At 67.8% G+C, this 16,874-nt stretch carries 12 protein-coding genes and 1 pseudogene; 3 read left to right on the top strand and 10 right to left on the bottom strand.

The annotated features are described in order from the left end of the window. Positions 1-70: 70 nt before the first annotated feature. The 3 genes from BMW87_RS00700 to imuA are packed head-to-tail and all read right to left on the bottom strand — an operon-like array spanning position 71 to position 5,571. Positions 71-3,439 carry an error-prone DNA polymerase gene (locus BMW87_RS00700; protein ID WP_093073415.1) on the bottom strand — a complete coding sequence of 1,123 codons (3,369 nt, stop codon included), beginning with the start codon at positions 3,437-3,439 and terminating at the stop codon, positions 71-73. Continuing rightward, positions 3,432-4,796, bottom strand: coding sequence for a Y-family DNA polymerase (locus BMW87_RS00695; protein ID WP_093073413.1), 1,365 nt, complete (start codon positions 4,794-4,796; stop codon positions 3,432-3,434). Before BMW87_RS00695 ends, BMW87_RS00700 begins: the two co-directional genes overlap by 8 nt. Further along, positions 4,765-5,571, bottom strand: coding sequence for a translesion DNA synthesis-associated protein ImuA (imuA, locus tag BMW87_RS00690; protein ID WP_093073411.1), 807 nt, complete (start codon positions 5,569-5,571; stop codon positions 4,765-4,767). The genes BMW87_RS00695 and imuA overlap by 32 nt, the downstream gene beginning before the upstream one ends. Before the next feature lie 99 nt (positions 5,572-5,670). On the opposite strand from imuA, the pseudogene BMW87_RS00685 reads away from it, so the two are divergent. Beyond that, positions 5,671-6,605, top strand: a pseudogene (locus tag BMW87_RS00685) (aldo/keto reductase). Here the strand turns inward: BMW87_RS00685 and BMW87_RS00680 are convergent. From BMW87_RS00680 to BMW87_RS00650, 7 genes are all read right to left on the bottom strand, one after another. Continuing rightward, on the bottom strand, positions 6,592-7,563 hold the full coding sequence (locus BMW87_RS00680) for a Bug family tripartite tricarboxylate transporter substrate binding protein (RefSeq protein ID WP_093073409.1): 972 nt from the start codon (positions 7,561-7,563) through the stop codon (positions 6,592-6,594). The pseudogene BMW87_RS00685 and the gene BMW87_RS00680 sit on opposite strands and share 14 nt — an antisense overlap. Positions 7,564-7,578: 15 nt before the next feature. Next, positions 7,579-8,706, bottom strand: a complete 1,128-nt coding sequence (locus BMW87_RS00675; protein WP_093055759.1) for a porin — start codon at positions 8,704-8,706, stop codon at positions 7,579-7,581. 120 nt (positions 8,707-8,826) lie between these two features. Beyond that, positions 8,827-10,527 (bottom strand): dihydroxy-acid dehydratase, encoded by a 1,701-nt coding sequence (locus BMW87_RS00670; RefSeq protein WP_093073407.1) that lies wholly within the window; start codon positions 10,525-10,527, stop codon positions 8,827-8,829. Further along, the gene (locus BMW87_RS00665; RefSeq protein ID WP_093073405.1) at positions 10,524-10,982 is read right to left on the bottom strand and encodes an aconitase X swivel domain-containing protein; all 459 of its coding nucleotides are present in this window, start codon (positions 10,980-10,982) and stop codon (positions 10,524-10,526) included. Before BMW87_RS00665 ends, BMW87_RS00670 begins: the two co-directional genes overlap by 4 nt. Continuing rightward, positions 10,979-12,274, bottom strand: coding sequence for an aconitase X (locus tag BMW87_RS00660; protein WP_093073403.1), 1,296 nt, complete (start codon positions 12,272-12,274; stop codon positions 10,979-10,981). The genes BMW87_RS00665 and BMW87_RS00660 overlap by 4 nt, the downstream gene beginning before the upstream one ends. A 53-nt stretch (positions 12,275-12,327) precedes the next feature. Continuing rightward, a complete protein-coding gene (locus BMW87_RS00655) occupies positions 12,328-13,170 on the bottom strand; it encodes an IclR family transcriptional regulator (RefSeq protein WP_093073402.1) in 843 nt (280 codons plus the stop codon). A gap of 85 nt (positions 13,171-13,255) precedes the next feature. Then, entirely contained in the window at positions 13,256-14,716 is a 1,461-nt protein-coding gene (locus tag BMW87_RS00650; protein WP_093075095.1) for an FAD-dependent oxidoreductase, read from the bottom strand. A 155-nt stretch (positions 14,717-14,871) separates the two neighbouring features. Between BMW87_RS00650 and BMW87_RS00645 the strand changes: the two genes are divergently transcribed. Then, positions 14,872-15,867 (top strand): Bug family tripartite tricarboxylate transporter substrate binding protein, encoded by a 996-nt coding sequence (locus BMW87_RS00645; RefSeq protein WP_093073400.1) that lies wholly within the window; start codon positions 14,872-14,874, stop codon positions 15,865-15,867. Further along, positions 15,864-16,871, top strand: coding sequence for a Bug family tripartite tricarboxylate transporter substrate binding protein (locus tag BMW87_RS00640; protein WP_093073398.1), 1,008 nt, complete (start codon positions 15,864-15,866; stop codon positions 16,869-16,871). Before BMW87_RS00645 ends, BMW87_RS00640 begins: the two co-directional genes overlap by 4 nt. The last annotated feature ends 3 nt before the right edge of the window (positions 16,872-16,874 follow it).

Genomic DNA, 16,874 nt, shown 5'->3' with positions numbered 1-16,874 from the left:
GGTTAGCGAAAAGCGGAGGAAGGCGCGAGGCATGGAACGATCGGTTGCATTCGGTCGTTCCCTTCCCGCGTCAATGAAAGTCGCGGCTCGTGTTGCTCTGCGCGAGCCGGCCCATGAGCGGCGTCAGGTCCCTGAAGCCCGTGGCGATCAGGTGCTGCACCTTGCCGCCGCTGTCGTCGTCGCGCTGCCATGTGCCCTGCACTGCGAGCAGGTGCGACTTGAGCAGCGGCTCGCGCCAGGCCTCGATGACATGGCTCCAGACGATGACGTTGACGTTGCCCGTCTCGTCCTCCAGCGTGACGAAGATGGTGCCGTTGGCGGTCTGTGGGCGCTGCCGTCCCTTGACGATGCCGCAGGCGCGCGCGGTCTGCCCGCTGGGCAGCGAACGCAGTTCGGCCGCGCTCATGAGCTTCATGCGCGCAAGGCGCGGGCGCAGCAGCGCGAGCGGATGGCGGCGCAGCGTGAGACCGAGCGCCGCGTAGTCGCCGACGATCTCCTCCCCCTCGGGCGCGGCCGGCAGCAGCAGCGCCTGCTCGTTGATCGGCACGCCCCGCAGCAGAGCCGGCGACCGGTGCTGCGCGGTGGCGTCCCACACCTGCTGGCGCCGATGGCCCGAGAGCGACATCAGCGCATCGGCGGCGGCCAGCGCGGCCATGTCCTTGCCGTCGAGTTCGGCGCGCAGGGCAAGGTCTTCGGTGCTCGTGAAGGGCGATTGGTCGCGTGCTTTGAGCAGGCGCTCGGCGCCACCCTTGCTGAGGCTCGATATGCGGTTCAGGCCCAGCCGCACCGCAGGCTGGTTCTCGTTGCCGAGGCGGTCGATGTAGCGTGGATCGATGCCTGGAGAACGCAGCGCATCGGGATCACGGGCTTCGAGCGTGGTGTCGAGTTCGCTGCGCGTGACGTCGACCGGGCGCACCTCGACGCCATGGCGACGTGCGTCCTGAACGAGCTGCGACGGGCTGTAGAAGCCCATCGGTTGCGAATCGAGCAACGCGGCGAGGAAGCAGGCCGGCTCGTAGTTCTTGAGCCAGCTGCTCACCGTTACCAGCAGCGCAAAGCTGGCGGCGTGGCTTTCGGGGAAGCCGTAGTCGCCGAAGCCCATGACCTGCTTGAAGATGGCCTCGGCGAATGCCCTGGGGTATCCGTTTTTGACCATGCCATTCACGAGCTTTTCGTGGAATTTGTCGAGGCCGCCCTTGCGCTTCCATGCCGCCATGGCACGCCGCAGTTGATCGGCCTCGTCGGCCGTGAACTTGGCCGCGATCATGGCGATCTGCATCACCTGCTCCTGGAAGATCGGAATGCCCAGCGTTCGCTCCAACGCAGGGCGCAGCTCTTCCTTCTCATAGTGGATAGGCAGGTTGTTGCGCTTCCGCTCCCGCTGCTTGAGATACGGATGCACCATGCCGCCTTGTATGGGCCCGGGCCGCACGATGGCAACCTCGATCACCAGGTCTTCGTACGTTCGCGGCTTCAGGCGCGGCAGCATCGACATCTGCGCCCGGCTCTCGATCTGGAACACGCCGATGGTGTCGGCGTCGCAGATCATGTCGAACACCTTCTGGTCGTCGCTCGGTATCTGGTGCATCTCCAGCATCGAGCCCCGCCAGCGATTCATGTGAGCGAGCCCCCGGCGGATCGCGCTGAGCATGCCGAGCGCGAGCACATCGACCTTGAGCATGCCCATCGCTTCGAGATCGTCCTTCTCCCACTGGATGACGGAGCGGTCTTTCATCGACGCCTTCTCGACCGGTACCAGCCGCGTGAGCTTCGTGTGCGTGAGCACGAAGCCGCCCACGTGCTGGCTCAGGTGGCGCGGAAAGCCCTTGAGCCGCTGCGTCATCTCGATCCAGTGCATCAGCTTGAGTTCGTCCTCCTCGACACCGACGCGCGCCGAAGCCTGGCGCAATTGCTCGCCGAGCACTGTCTCGTCGAACCAGTAGTGGTCTTTCGCGAACTCGTCAATCAACCGCTCGTCGATGCCGATGGCCTTGCCCACGTCGCGCAACGCGCTGCGTGCGCGATAGCAGATGACGACGGCGGCGATGGCGGCACGGTCGCGGCCATATTTTTCGTAGATGTACTGGATGACTTCCTCGCGCCGCTGGTGCTCGAAGTCGACGTCGATGTCGGGCGGCTCGCGGCGATGGCGGCTCAGGAAGCGCTCGAACAGGAGCGTGCCCTTATCTGGGTCGATAGCTGTGATGCCAAGGCAGTAGCACACCGCCGAGTTCGCGGATGACCCACGCCCTTGGCAAAGGATCTTCTGCGATTTTGCGAAGCCGACAATGTTTTCCACCGTGAGAAAGAACATCTCGTATTCGAGGTCGATGATGAGATCGAGCTCCTTGCGGACCTGCCGGCAAACGCTCTCCGGAATACCCGAGGCATACCTTTCAAGCGGATACCTTTCGAGTGCCCCTTCCCACGTCTTGCGCACCAGCGTCTGCGCCGGCGTCTCGTGGTTTCCCACGCTCTCAAGCGGGTACTTGTAGTTCTCGCGGATCACTTCAGGGTCGAACCTGCACCGCCCGGCCACCAAAAGCGTGTTCGTCAGCATCTCCTGAAAATAAAGTTCCGCCAGCCGCATGCGCGGCCGCAGATGCCGCTCGGCATTCGACTGCAGCGCAAAGCCGCATTCGGCCACCGTCTTGCCTTCGCGCACCGCCGTCAGCACGTCGTGCAACGGCTTCTGCGAGCGCACGTCCATGCGCACGTCACCGGCGGCCACGAGCGGCACGCCTGTTTCCTCGCCCGCCTGCATCAGCGTGACGAACCAGAGGTCGTCGTCGAGTTCGTTGAACAGCTCCACGGCCAGCCAGAGGTTTTCGCCGTACAGCGCCTTGGCGGCCATCAGGTCTTCGTGCAGCGTCGCAACATCCATCGCACCGCCGGGGTTGCGATGCGGTACGAAAAGAACCTGGCAGTGCTGCAGCGAAGCCACGTCGCTGTCTTCCCAGCTCACGCGGTACTCGCCCTTGGGCAGTTCGGTGTTGCGCGCGGCGGTGATGAACTCGCACAGGTTGCCCCAGCCCTCGGTGTCGTTTGCGATCACCACAAGCTTGAAGCGCTCGAACTGGAACTCGCTGCCGAACAGCAGGCGGAAAGCGGAGTTACGCGGGATCTCCGGCTCGTCGGGATGCTCGCGCTCGTGCTCGGCCAGCTTCGCCGGAAGGTCGCGCAGGGCCACATGGGCCCGCACGATGCCCGCCACCGAGCATTCGTCGGTAATGGCAAGCGCGATATAGCCGAGCTGGTAGGCCCGCTCCACCATCTGCTCCGGCGTCGAAGCGCCCCGCTGGAAGCTGAAGTTGGTCAGGCAATGCAGCTCGGCATAGTCCGGCAGCGTCGGCGCGGCTTTTTTGCGCAGCGGCAACGGCAGCGCATGCACCTTGGCCGAGTTGCGCCCGCGCAGTTGCTTGCCGCTCAGGTCAGGCATAGAAGCCCTGCAGATACCAGCGCACCTCGCCGGAAGAAAAGCGCGCGGCGGGCCGCTCGCGAAAGATCCACACCAGCCCGGCTTCGGGGCTTTCCGCGACGTAGTAGTCGCGCATCGCGGGCTGGCCGCCGTCTTCCTTGTCGCCCCACCAGCCCGTCTCGACACGCTGCGGCCCGATCAGCCTGCTCAACGGGCCGCGATAGCACGGGCGCTCGCCGTCCATTTCGAGCAGCAGCGGCTCGGGCAGCAGCCACGGCGGGTAGATGGCATCGGGCTGCGACGCCGCGGCCCTTGCGGCCTTTGCTTCCTTGCGGGCCTTGTCGCCGGGCGCCTTTTCCTTTTCTTTCTGCAGCGCGGGCTGCCATGCCTGCTTGCGCTCGGGCCGGTGGTCGGCCTGCGCCGACGGCACCACCACCTGCTGCGCTCCGAGCCGCACGCTGAGCCGCTCGACCATCTCGTGCAGCCTGTCGCCCTTGCGGTTGTCTTCCGGCAGAAAGCTGGTGCTGGCGCCAGCCCACGGATCGGTTTCGAGCGTGCGCAGCCTGAGCCAGCTCGCGGGCGCGGCCAGCGTGGTGAGGGCCAGTTTTTCGGACAGCAGGCGGCGCAGGTGCGCCATGTCCTGCGTGGGCTCGGCCGTGCGCACGGTGACTTGCTGGTGCGGCGGCAGGTTCACGCCATTGAAGCGCTTGAGATCGAGCGTCCACTCCAGTTCGAGCGCGCGCGCACCACGCTGGCGGGCACGCAGCCAGATCTGCAGGGCCGACAGCAGCCGGTTGGCCGACCACATGAGTTCGGGGGCGGTCTCGGCCAGCGCGGGCAGCTCCAGCTTCTGCTCGAACACGTCGGGCAGCGTGAGCCAGGCATGGCTTTCGGGGCGCAGGCCCCATGCGGCGTCGAGCGCCTCGCGCAGCCCTGCGCCGAAGCGCCGCGTGAGGCCGCCGCGCGGAAGCGCCGCCACCTCGCCCCAAGTGCGGCAACCCAGGCGCGCAAGCAGGTCGAGGTGTTCGCGCGCGGCGCTCAGAGTGTCGAGAGGCAGTCCGGCCGGCACCTCCTGCGGCCGCTTTTCCTGTCGCACGAACAGGCGCAGCCGGGCCAGCGCGATCAGGCTCGTGGCGCCCTGCGCACCCTGCATGCGAACGTCGGGCGCGGGGTTGTCGGCAAGCAACTGGCGCATCAGCTGCAACCGCCCGCCCCACAGGCGCTCGCAGGCGGAGACTTCGAGCATCAGTGCCTCGTCTTGCCAAGCCACGTGGGGCGTGTACTGCAGCGCCCACCAGCCCAGCGCTTCGGGCGTGGGCAAGACAGGAGCATCGGGCGTGTCGGCGTCAAGCGACCACCGCAAGGCGATCCAGTGCATCCGGGCCTCCTTTCCACGCGTCGATGCGCACCACGGTCGCCGAGGTTGCCGACTCGCCGGCCGGCACCGTACCCAGTTGCTGCAGACGCAGCTTGCGGCGCAGCCGGGCGGCGGCCAGCAATGCGGTCATGCGTTCGTTGCGCGCCGGCAGCATCACCGGCGTGGCCAGCGGCGGGCCGCGACGCTTGAGGATGTGCAGCTCGATCTGCGATGCGTCAGCCTCGCAGCGCCCGGCACGAATGCGCAGCCGCGCCGGCGAGGCCGACAGCGCGACCGATTCGGGCCGGCACACGAACAGCAGCACCTCGTGCTGCGCAGCCGCCAGCTGCAGCCGCCGCAGCTCACCCACCCGCGCCTGCGGCAGCCAGGCCACGACGGCGGCGATGTCCGCGCAGCGCAGTGCCTGCTCGCAGGCCCACAGCCGCGCGGCCGGAGCCTCGCTCCTGATCCACATGAGGGCCTCCACCGGCAGTCCCTGCGCCGCGAGCGACGGCCCGCAAGGCTCATAAGGTGCACCGACCAGCACCACCGGCCCGCCCCGCGCCTGCACCGCCTGCGCCAGCGCGGGCAGCAGCAGCCGCCAGACATGAGCCTCGGGCGCGGCCTGCAGCAGCTCCGTCATCGCGCCGACCGGCCAGCCGCCACCCGGCAACTGCGCGTCGAGCGCAGTGTGGCCGGTGGCGACGACCTGCGCGTCGGCCAGGCCGAGTTCGTCGGCATGCCAGACGCCACGGCCTGCGGCAGCGGAAAAGGAGTCGAGGAAAGGAAGGCCCATGGTGAAGACTGTTAACTGTATTTTTATACAGTATTCCATGGCCCACGACAAGAAAGCTGCTTTTCTCTTTTTTGCCCCATCGTCGGATACTGGCCGCCGATGCCGCCCTCGAAGGATTTCCCTCTCACCCGCGCCGAACTGCTGCGCCTGGGCGCCGCGCTGTGCGCAAGCGCCGCGCTCCCCGCCTCCGCACAACCGCAGAGCAAGTCCGCCATGAACACCCGCCCCATCCCCTCCACCCAGGAAGCCCTGCCCGTGATCGGCTGCGGCACCTGGATCGGCTTCGACAGCGCCCCGGCAGCGAGGAATACAAGCGCCTTCCCGGCGTGCTCGACGCCCTGTTCGCGGCCGGCGGCACGATGATCGACAGCTCGCCGATGTACGGCCGCTCCGAGGAAACCACCGGCGAGCTGCTGGCCGCAGCGAAGCCGCGCGACAAAGCCTTTCTTGCCACCAAGGTCTGGACCTCGGGCCGCGAGGCCGGCATTGCGCAGATGGAGCAATCGTTCGCGCGGCTGCGCACGCAGCGCATGGACCTGATGCAGGTGCACAACCTCGTCGACTGGCGCACGCACCTCGCCACGCTGCGCGGCTGGAAGGAGAAAGGCCGCGTGCGCTACATCGGCATCACGCACTACACGGCCTCGGCCTACGACGAGGTCGAGGCCGTGCTGCGCGCCGAGAAGCTCGACTTTCTGCAGATCAACTATTCGCTCGACGCGCGCGAGGCCGAGCAGCGCCTGCTGCCGCTGGCGGCCGAGCGCGGCGTGGCGGTGATCGTCAACATGCCCTTCGGCGGCGGTGGCCTGCTGCGCCGGCTTCGCGACAAGCCGCTGCCCGCGTGGGCCGGCGAGATCGGCTGCACGAGCTGGGCGCAGGTGCTGCTGAAGTTCGTGCTGAGCCACCCGACGGTGACCTGCACGATTCCCGGCACCAGCCGCGGCGAGCACATGGCGGACAACGCTGCGGCCGGCGCAGGCACATTCCCCGATGCCGCCTTCTGGCGCCGCGAGGCCGCCGCTATTCGAACTTGACGTTGTGCTCCCGCACGGTGGCGCCGAAGGCGTCGTACTGCGTGCGGAAGAACTCGGCGAACTTCGCGGGGCTCATGCCGTAGCCCTCGAAGCCCTGCTGCACCAGTTGGGCATGCACGTCTGGCCGCTTGAGCGTGTTCTGCAGCTCCAGCGAGAGCTTGTCGGTAATCGCCTGCGGCAGCCCCGGCGGCCCGAAGAAGCCGGCCCATGGCGTGATGGTGAGCTTGCCCAGCCCCAGTTCGCCGCCGGTCGGCACGTCGGGCAGCAGGCCGCTGCGCTGCGGCAGCAGCGTTACCAGCGCGCGGATGCGCCCTTCCTTCACGAAGCCCGGCGCCAGCGTGCCGGTGGTGAACATCATCTGGATCTGGCCGCCCAGCAGGTCGGTCATGGCCTGCATGTCGCCCTTGTAGCGCGCGTTGACCACCTTGCGGTCACCCAGCAGCTGCAGCATCGCAAGCTCCGAAGCGCTGTTGCTCGATGCCGAGTTGTAGGCGCCCGGCTTGGCCGAGACCATTGCCAGCAGTTCGTTCACGCTCTTCACCGGCAGGCTCGTCGGCACCACGAGGAACATCGAGAACTGCCCGGCCGAGCTGATCGGCGTGAAGGCCTTGAACGGGTCGTAGGGCGGCGTCGGCCGCAGCGTGGGCGCCGCCACCATCGCGGTGTTGGTGCCCATCAGCAGCGTGTAGCCATCAGGCCTGGCCGACGAGGTGGCCTGCGCCGCAAGCACGCCGTCGGCGCCGGGCCGGTTCTCCACGATCACCTGCTGGCCGAGCTGCTTCGACAGCCCCTCCGCGATGATTCGCGTGAGCACGTCGGCGCCGCCGCCGGGCGCGAAGCCCACGATCAGCCGCAGCGGCTTGTTCGGATACGCATCGGCGCTCCAGGCCGCCGCGCCGGGCAGCATCGCGGCCGCAAGAGCCGGGAGCGCCGCCATGGTCAGGGTTCTGCGTCGCATGAAAGGCTCCTTGGTTCAGAAGAGATGCCGCACACCGAATTCCCACCCCGACGAGCGCTGCCCTGCGCCCGGTGCAACGCCGCCGCTGACCACATAGCGGGCCTGCCCGCTGTTCATCAACCGCGCATAGGTGCCGTAGAGCGCGGTGCGCTTGGAGAGGTTGTGCACGTAGCCGATGCCGAACTGCCGCGCGTCGTCGCGGTTGCGCGGCATGCCGTTGGCGTTGCGCAGGCTCTCGTCGCTGCGGTCGTCGAGGTAGGCATAGCTGATGCGGATGCGGCCGACCTCGAAAGCCGGAATGTGCGCGCCGATCTCGGTGGTGTTCTTGCGCACCGTGCCGCCCGCGAGCTTCACCGTCACCTTGTTGTAGAGCGCGAAGAACTTCGCGAAGCCCGCATCCCACGAGCCGCCGATGTTGGCGTGCGTGTAGTTGCCGATGGTGGTGGTGGCGTCGAAGTGCGAGCGCGTGACGGCCGCCGCGATGTCGAATGCGCCCGAGGCGAAGCCGAAGCGCGCGCCGGCGAAGTTGCCGTCGTCGCGGTTCGCAACGGTGGAGTCGTTCTCGCCGGTGCCGACCATCGCCATGCCGTAGAAGCCGCCGATGTTGGGCGGCAGCCAGTAGCTCACCGTGTTGCTGCCGGTGATGGCCGTGGGCAGCGGCCCGGTGCCCGCGCCCGCGAAGGTGAGGTTGCCCGCGCGCGCCACGCCGTTGGCGTTGAAGGGGTCGAAGTAGATGCTGTTGTAGTGCGTGGGAATGAAGTCGTGGCCCAGCCGCACTTCGCCCAGCGTGTCCGACGAGAGGCTCACGAAGGACATGCGGTCGAAGGTTATGGGCCCTGCCGCGCCCGCGCCGCTCGTCTGGTTGTTGCTGTTGCTCGGCCGGCCGGTGCCGTTGTCGGGGTTCAGGCTGCCTTCGAGCCAGAAGCCCGCGCGCAGTCCGCCGCCCAGGTCTTCGGTGCCGCGAAATCCGAGCCGGCTGGTCGAGAGCCCGCCGTTCGACAGCGCCTTGACCGAGCCGCTGCCGGCGCCGCTCGTGTACTGGATGCCGAGGTCCACCACGCCGAACACGGTGACGCTGGATTGCGCATGCGCCGCGCCGCTGCTTGCCAGCCCCAGCGCCGACCACATCAAAAATCTCTTCATGGTTTTTTGTCTCCTGCTTCTTCTCTTCGGTTGAAAAACTCTGGAATCGCGCGCAGGGCTGCGCCACCGGGTGCGAACGGGGGTTCGCACCGGTTGGCGAAGGCCGGGGATGAAAAAGGTCTAGCTCGAGGGCTCGGGGCGTTCGGTGCGCACGAGCACTGCGCCCTTGGAGAGCGGACTCACGTTGCGCCGGTACTGCTGCAGCCAGCCGGTGTCGAAGGCCGGCGGCGGCGCCTGCCAGTCGGCGCGACGGGCCTGGAGTTCGGCGTCGGTCAGCGCGATGTCGAGGCGGCGCGCGTCGAGGTCGATGGTGATCACGTCGCCGTCGCGCACCAGCCCGAGCGGGCCGCCCAGCGCGGCTTCGGGCGACACCTCGGCCACCACGAGCCCCTTGCAGACGAGGCCCGAGAGATGCCCGTCGGTGAGCAGTGCGACCTGGTCGCCGAGGCCCGCGCCATCGACAGCGAAGACCACGCGCGATGCCCCGCCACCCATGGCCGGACCGCCGCAGGCGCCGGCGCCGCGCATCACGACCACCTGGCCGGGCACGATCTCGCCCTTCTTCAGCGCGGCGATGGCTGCGTCAGATGTCCAGAAGCACACGGCCGGCCCGGTGAAGCGCCGCACCTTGCGCTCTGCGATGCCGGTCTTGATGAGGCCCGATTCGGGCGCGAGGTTGCCGCGCAGCAGCACGATGGCCGGCAGCGGTGCGACCGGGCGGTCGATGGGGCGGATCACTTCGGCGTCGGCCACTTCGGCGTTGCGCAGGTTCTCTGCCACCGTGCCACCGGTGACCGTCAGCGCACTGGTGTCGAGCAAGGGTTCGAGCTGCTTCATCAGCGCGCGGCAACCGCCCGCTGCCTCGAAGGCTTCGATGGAATGCTCGCCGATGGGCCGCACGCCGGCCAGCACCGGTGTCGTGGGGCCGAGGCTTTCGAAGAGGCCGTACACGTCGACGCCGCACTCCCCCTCGGTCGCTATCGCCTGCAGGTGCTTGGCGGTGTTGAGCGAGCCGCCGACGGAAAGCACCGCGCGCACCGCGTTGACGAAAGCGCCGGGCGAGAGGATGTCGCGCGGCTTCAGGTCGTTCCACACCATCTGCACGATGCGCGTGCCCGCGGCGCGCACGTCGGCCATCATCTTCTCGCTCAGCGCGGCCACCGGCGCGCTGCCGGGCAAGGCCATGCCGAGCGCTTCGCAGACGATGTGCATCGAGTTCGCGGTGCCCAGGCCCGAGCACACGCCCGGCCCGCGGATTGCTTCGCGGCTCATGCCCACGAGTTCTTCCACCGGCAGGTTGCCGGTGACAGCGTGCATCGCGCCGATGAACACTTCCTCGATGTCCATGTGCCTGCCGCGGTACTCGCCGCTGGGCTGGTAGCCGCAGGGCACCAGCAGCGTCGGAATGTTGAGCCGAGCGGCAGCCATGAGCTGGCCCGGCACCGTCTTGTCGCAGGAGGTGAGGCACACCATGCCGTCGAGCTGTGCGCCTTCGACTGCCACCTCGATGTCGTTGGTGACCAGATCGCGTGCGCCAAGCATGTAGGCGCCGCGCGCGCCGGCGCCGGTGATGAAGTCGCTGGGCGCTGCCGTGCGGATCTCGAAAGGAATGCCGCCCGCGGCGCGGATCGCGGCCTTTATCTCCCCCGCCACGCGGTCGAGATGGCTGAAGCAGGCGGCCAGCTCCGACGAACTGTTGACGACGGCGATCTTGGGCTTCTCGCAATCCTCTTCCGGAATGCCGAGCGCGCGCCAGTGCGCATTGCGCACCGACCACAGGTAGGAGCCGCGCGGGAAGTTGCTGCGCAGGGGGCGGGTCATGAGCGATCTCCGGATGCGTTGTTCTTCTTGGTGATCTCGATCACGCCGCGGTCGGCGTCCACGCGCACCCAATCGCCGGTTGCGATGCACTCGAGCGGGTCGCGCTCGAAGTCGGTCATCGAGGGCGAGTGCGTGACCACGGCGCCCAGCGCCATCTTGGTCGTCATCTCGTTGAAGAGGAATGCTGCCGGCGCCGAGTTCATGAGCCGCGTCATGTGGAACATCGCCGACCAGCCCGACGAGCCCTTGGCTCCCGGAAACACCAGCACCTTGCCCGCGAAGCTCTGGCCGCGCAGTTCGTGCCGCGTCTCGATGACGGTGCCGGTGCGCGGATCGATGCCGCCCCAGCCCGAGATGCGGTCGCGCGTGACCAGGGCCTCGCCCTCGGCTACGCCGCCCACCACCTTGCGGCCACGGATGACGATGGTTTTCTCCGTGATGACTGCGTCGCTCATGCGTAGCCTCCGTTCCAGCGGCCGGTGCAGGCGGCATCGATGCATTCGGCCGTGCTGCCGAACCAGGCCTGCACGCCGAGGATGGCGGGCAGGTAGTGGGCCTGCTTGGCCGAATCGAGCGCCACCGTCTTCGTGCCCTTGGGCACGGCGCGGCTCATGGCGGAGCAGCTGTCGCTCATGATGATTCCGCCCGCGTCCTCGATGATCTTCGTGTATCCGTTGCGATCGGCCAGTGACTTGATGGCGCGCGGCGTGAAGATCCACAGCTCGCAGCTCGGATGCACCTTGCGGCCCTCGATGAGCTGCGCGGCCTCCCAGATCTGCTCGATGGTGTAGTGCGGGCAGCCCAGCATCACGTACTGGATTTCCGAGTCCTTGCCCGTGACGTTGATCTTCTCGTAGGTGGCGCGGCGCTCGGCCTCGCCGTAGCGCAGCACCTCGACCGGCGCACGGCCGCCGAGCGCCTGCTCGAGCGTGAGCGCCTCGGGCGTGATGCCGGCAATGTGATACATCTCCACGCCACCCGATGAAGATGCCGCGGCGCCGAAGTGCTTGAGCCGCGGCAGGTTGGGTACGCGGCCAATGCCGCGCCTGCTGTGCACCACCGGCACGCGCTCCTGCACGTGCTCGCCGATGTAGTAGCCGAGCAGGCCCCAGTCCTGCACAGACTCGACCTCGATGTCTAGCTCGACCACGTGCGTGGCGCGGCGATTCTCGTCGAGGTGATAGCCCCAATACGGAATACGTCCGGTGAGCATGGCGGCACCCGTGCTCTCGCGGCCTTCGGTGTTGGTGCGCGCGCCCAGCACCGAATTGCAATACACGACCGCCGACGACTCCATCCACGCGCAGTGCTCGCCGCGCGTCGGGATGTTGCCGACCTGGTAAGGCGTGCAGGTGTTCATGATCTGCGCGCCCAAGCCGGCTGCATGCCGCTCGCTCTTGTTGTAGAACTGGACGATCTCCTCGCTCACGCCCATGCGCTCGGGCTGGCCGGGGTCGAAGCCCAGCTGCAGGTGGCTGGTGAAGACCTTGAACTTCGGGATCTCGACGGTTTCCTGGCTGTCGAGGCTGAATTCGGAGAACACCGCATCCATGCCGCCGCCCTTGGCGAGCGCGAAGTCGCGCTGGAAGGGCGTGGTCGATGTGATGGTGGCGCAGACGTTGCGCGTCTCGACCAGCCGCTCGGCGCCCAATGCCTCGCCGTAGCGCATCAGCAGGTCCATCGCCTTCTGCACGGCCGGGCCGTCGCGCCCGTCGTACATGGCTTTTTCTTCATCGCTCAGGTGCATGGCCTGTGTCTCCGTTCTTCTGTGTCGTGGGGGGTGAACCCCGGCCGGGCCTGCTAGCCCGGCGAGGGTGTGGGCACGTGGCCGCCGATGTCGCGCGCAATGCTCAGCGCGATGTCGTGCAGGCGCGGTGCGAGTTCGTTGCGCAGGCGCTCCTCGGTGAAGACGAAGGCAGCGCCGCCGCCGTTGAGCGCCATCACTTCGCCGTCAGGCCCGATGAGGGGCACCGACACGGAGTTGATCTCGCGGTGGAATTCGCCGAGCGACAGGCAATAGCCCAGCCGCTTCGATTCGCCGATGGCGCGATTCATGTTCGGCGCGATGCTGTCCCACTCGGGGCCACGCAGCAGGCGCATCGAATCGATCAGCTGGTTGCGCTGCACCTCGGGCAATGCCGAGAGGTACGAGCGGCCGAGCGCCGAGTTGGCCAGCGGCGCGCGCGAGCCCACGTCGAGCCGCGCCGAGAGCATCGACGAGCGCGGGCGGCAGGCTTCGATGAGCACCATCTCCATGCCGTCGCGGATCGCGAGGTAGACCGAGGCACCCACCTCCTCCGCCATCGCCTGCATGCTGGGCCGAGCTGCGGCGCGCACGTCGAGGCTGCCGAGGAACACGCGCGACAGCGACACCACGCCCGGCCCGAGCATGAAGCGGTCGGCCGCCTGCGCGGGCTTGAGCATGCCCAGCGAGAGCAGCGTGGCGACCAGCCGGTTGACGGTGGGGCGCGGAATACCGGTGATGCGCGCAATGTCGGCATGGCCCAGCACCGGGCGTTCTTCGCTGAAGCAGCGCAGCACCGAGATGCCGCGCTCCAGCGCGCTCACGGTGTCGGAGCGCTCGCCGCGCACTTCCACCGGTTCGGCCGCGGAAAAGGAGGTGTCGTTTTTTTCAGTGGACATGGAGGGACCCTTTGCAAGACTCTTCTCAGGACTCTCCAATGTAGAGGCTCGCGAAGAGAGGGCGTCCGGGGTCATGGCCGATGGCTCAGGCGCCGGCTTCGGCCGTTGCAGGCGACGCCACGCCCTGCCCAATTCCGGGTGCCCCGGCTCGCAGGTACACGCCCTGGGCCAGCAGCTCGGACTGCAGCGCCCCCACGTCGATGAAGCGCGGCGCGATGCCGCCGCGCGATGCCAGCGCCGCCGCCACGCCCGCGGCCTGGCCGGTTATCCAGCACTGGGGAATCTCGCGCATGAAGCCGTGCGAGTTGCGGTCGCACGAGATGTGGCGCCCGCAGGCCAGCAGGCCGTCGAGCTTCTGCGGCACCAGCGCGCCGTAGGGAATGGAGATGTTCGGAAACTTCGGCGACACCGCGGGCGACACGCCGATCTCGTCGGCCAGCGGCACACCGTCGGGCCACTGGCTGCGCAGCACCGAGCCCACGCCGCTCAGGCGACGCGCATGGCGCACGCCGATCTGCGGCGCGCTCAGCATCAGGTAGGCGTTCTCGAAGCCCGGTGCATGGGCGCGGAAGTAGTCCAGGTGCGCGGCCATGGCGCGGTGCGAGCGCACTTCCACGGCAGTGAGGTCGTCCACGTCGAGCGCCGAGTAGCCCGACTGGCGCGGCCCCATGAAGAGGGCAACGTCGTTGCGCCACGAGACGAAAGGCCGCTCGAACAGGCCGCATTGCTCGCGGCCGCCCGCCATGAAGGCGGTGAAGGCCTCGGGCTGGCCGGCCTTGAACTCGATCCAGCGGTTCATGTCCACGCCGCCGAAGAGCCACGAGGTGTTCATGCAGTGGTGCACGTCGGCCTCTTCGATGTCGTTCACGTAGTCGGCGCCGGCGCGGGCGAACAGGTCGCCGTCGCCGGTGGCGTCGACCACCACGTCGGCCATGATGGCCATGCGGCCTTCCTTGCTCTCGAACACCACGCCCTTGACGGCACCGTCCTGCACGATGGGAATGGCGGCCCATGAGTGGTAGATGAGCTTGACCTTGCGCTCCAGCACGATCTCTTGCGAGAGCAGCTTCAGCCGCTCGGGGTCGATGGTGGGCGACCAGGTGACGACGCCGTGATAGGCGGCAGTGCGCTGCGACCAGTGTGCGGCCTTGGCCGTGTCCTGCGAGCCCCAGTCTGCAGGCGAGGGGCCGGCGATGGCGTCGGCCGGCAGTCGGTCGAACAGCTCTTCGGCGAAGCCGCGGATCACCAGCTTGCCTTCCCAGTCGGTCATGCGGTCGATCCAGATGACGAGGCCGCCGGTCGACAGGCCTCCCAGGTGGTTGTAGCGCTCCAGCAGCGCCACATCGGCGCCCGCGCGGGCCGCTGCTGCTGCGGCCGCCGTGCCCGACGGGCCGCCTCCGACCACCAGCACGCCGCAGCGGTGATAGACCGGAATGCTCTTGCCGGGCTCGGCCCAGCTGCCGTGGTCAGGCCGCTTGACGCGGCTGTCGCGGTCGAAGATGTCGGAAGACAGGATGCGCTCGTCGGTACGGACGACAGTTTTCATGAATGCGTTCTCGGCTTGGCTTGTTTCGTCGTATTTTGATTTCACTTTCCATTTTGTCAAACTCAAAAGCCATATCTCTGGGGTATTCCCTAGTAAATATGGATTTTTATGGTTTTCAAGATCAATATAGAAAAAGAAATCCAACGGAGACATCGATGAAGAAACTTCACGGCACCCGCCGTGCCTTCGGCTCGGCCCTCGGCGCCGCAGCCTTCCTGGGCCTTGCATCACTGGCCGTGGCGCAGGACTTTCCGGCGCGCGGCAAGCCCATCCGCATCGTCGTGGGCTTCACCGCCGGCGGCGGCACTGATGCGCAGGCGCGCATCGTGGCGCAGAAGCTCGGCGAGGTGCTGGGCACCAGCGTGATCGTCGACAACAAGCCCGGCGCCAGCACCATGCTGGCGGCCAACGAGGTGTCGCGCGCCCTGCCCGACGGCTATACGCTGCTGTACGCGCCCTCGTCCACCATGGCGCAGAACCCGCACACATTCGCCCAGGTGCCCTACGACCCGTTCAAGGACTTCACCGCCATCTCGATGGGCGGGCGCGGGCCGCTGGTGCTGTCGCTGAGCACCAGCGTGCCGGTGAACAACGTGAAGGAACTGGTGGCCTACGTGAAGGCGCACCCCGGCAAGGTGAGCTATGCCTCGTTCGGCGCGGGAACCTCGTCGCACATCTACGGCGAGGCCTTCGTGAAGAAGACCGGCATCGACGCGGTGCACATCCCGTACAAGGGCGGCTCCGACGCGGCGAAAGACCTGATCGGCGGACGCGTGCAGTACATGTTCGACTCGGCCTCGTCGGCCATCATCACCTCGGCCACGGGCAAGGTGAAGATCCTCGCGGTGGCCGCCAACGCGCGCATTGCCGCGCTGCCCGACGTACCCACATTCGCCGAGCAAGGCTACGCGGGCCTCGACCTGCCGAGCTGGCTGGGCTTCTACGGGCCGGCGCGCATGCCGGCGCCGGTGGTCGAAAAGCTCAACACGGCGCTCGCGAAGGTGCTGGCGATGCCGCAGGTGCGCGATTTCTATCGCAGCGGCGGCTACGAGGCCGGGGGCACCACGCCGGAGGAGTTTGCCGGCATCACGCGCTCGACCTACGACAGCTGGGGCGCGATGGTGCAGCAGGTCGGGTTGGCCAAGCAATGAGCGGCATGCGCTCCCTTCTTGATCGCCGCCGCTTTACCGCCTGGCTTGCGCTCGGTGCGGCCATGCCACTGCTGGCAGCCCATGCCGCCGCACCTTTTCCGGACAAGGGCCGCACCATTCGCATCGTGCTGGGGCTGGCGGCCGGTGGCGCGTCGGACTCGCAGGCACGCTTCGTCGCCAACAAGCTCGCCGAGGTGCTGCAGACGCCGGTGATCGTCGAGAACCGGCCGGGCGCGAGCTTCATCCTTGCGACTGAAGAGGTGATCCGCGCCGTGCCCGACGGCTACACCTTCATGTACGCGCCCTCCTCCGTGGTGGCGCAGAACCCGCAGACGCTGGCGCAGGTGCGCTACGACCCGTTCAAGGACCTGACGCCGATCTCGCTAGGCGCGCGCGGGCCGCTGGTGCTGACCGTGCATGCGAGCGTGCCGGCGCGCACGGTGCAGGAGCTGGTGGCGTACATCAAGGCCAACCCGGGGAAGATGAGCTACGCCTCCTTCGGCACCGGCACCTCGTCGCACATCTACGGCGAGGCCTTCGCGCGGCAGGCGGGGTTGGACGTGGTGCACGTGCCCTACAAGGGCGGCGCCGACGCCGCAAAAGACTTTCTCGCAGGCCGCGTGCAGTACTACTTCGATGCCGCGCCCAACGCCATACAGAACACGGCCACCGGCAAGGTGCGCATGCTGGCCGTAGCGGCGCCCAAGCGCAGCCCGATGCTGCCCGACGTGCCCACCATGGGCGAACAGGGCGTGAGCGGCGTGGACATGCCGAGCTGGCTGGGTTTCTATGGGCCGGCGCGCATGCCGGCTCCGGTGGTCGAGAAACTGCATGCCGCGCTGGCGCAGGTGCTGGCGATGCCGGCCACGCGCGACTTCTTCCGCCAGGGCGCGTACGAAGCCGAGTCGTCGAGCCCCGCGGAGCTGGCCGCGCTGACGCGCGCGACCTACGAGCAGTGGGGCGACATCATCCGCAAGCTGGGGCTGGTGAAGCAGCAGCAATAGGGT

The sequence above is a fragment of the Variovorax sp. OV084 genome, assembly GCF_900111625.1.
Lineage (GTDB): Bacteria > Pseudomonadota > Gammaproteobacteria > Burkholderiales > Burkholderiaceae_C > Variovorax.
Note: the sequence above shows the minus strand (reverse complement) of the source record. Positions and strands in the feature narration are given on the sequence as shown.

Bases quoted from the DNA above. Each gene is read 5' to 3' on its own strand.
- BMW87_RS00700 (WP_093073415.1), bottom strand. From the start codon at position 3,439: ATGCCTGACCTGAGCGGCAAGCAACTGCGCGGGCGCAACTCGGCCAAG.
- BMW87_RS00695 (WP_093073413.1), bottom strand. From the start codon at position 4,796: ATGCACTGGATCGCCTTGCGGTGGTCGCTTGACGCCGACACGCCCGAT.
- imuA (WP_093073411.1), bottom strand. From the start codon at position 5,571: ATGGGCCTTCCTTTCCTCGACTCCTTTTCCGCTGCCGCAGGCCGTGGC.
- BMW87_RS00680 (WP_093073409.1), bottom strand. From the start codon at position 7,563: ATGCGACGCAGAACCCTGACCATGGCGGCGCTCCCGGCTCTTGCGGCC.
- BMW87_RS00675 (WP_093055759.1), bottom strand. From the start codon at position 8,706: ATGAAGAGATTTTTGATGTGGTCGGCGCTGGGGCTGGCAAGCAGCGGC.
- BMW87_RS00670 (WP_093073407.1), bottom strand. From the start codon at position 10,527: ATGACCCGCCCCCTGCGCAGCAACTTCCCGCGCGGCTCCTACCTGTGG.
- BMW87_RS00665 (WP_093073405.1), bottom strand. From the start codon at position 10,982: ATGAGCGACGCAGTCATCACGGAGAAAACCATCGTCATCCGTGGCCGC.
- BMW87_RS00660 (WP_093073403.1), bottom strand. From the start codon at position 12,274: ATGCACCTGAGCGATGAAGAAAAAGCCATGTACGACGGGCGCGACGGC.
- BMW87_RS00655 (WP_093073402.1), bottom strand. From the start codon at position 13,170: ATGTCCACTGAAAAAAACGACACCTCCTTTTCCGCGGCCGAACCGGTG.
- BMW87_RS00650 (WP_093075095.1), bottom strand. From the start codon at position 14,716: ATGAAAACTGTCGTCCGTACCGACGAGCGCATCCTGTCTTCCGACATC.
- BMW87_RS00645 (WP_093073400.1), top strand. From the start codon at position 14,872: ATGAAGAAACTTCACGGCACCCGCCGTGCCTTCGGCTCGGCCCTCGGC.
- BMW87_RS00640 (WP_093073398.1), top strand. From the start codon at position 15,864: ATGAGCGGCATGCGCTCCCTTCTTGATCGCCGCCGCTTTACCGCCTGG.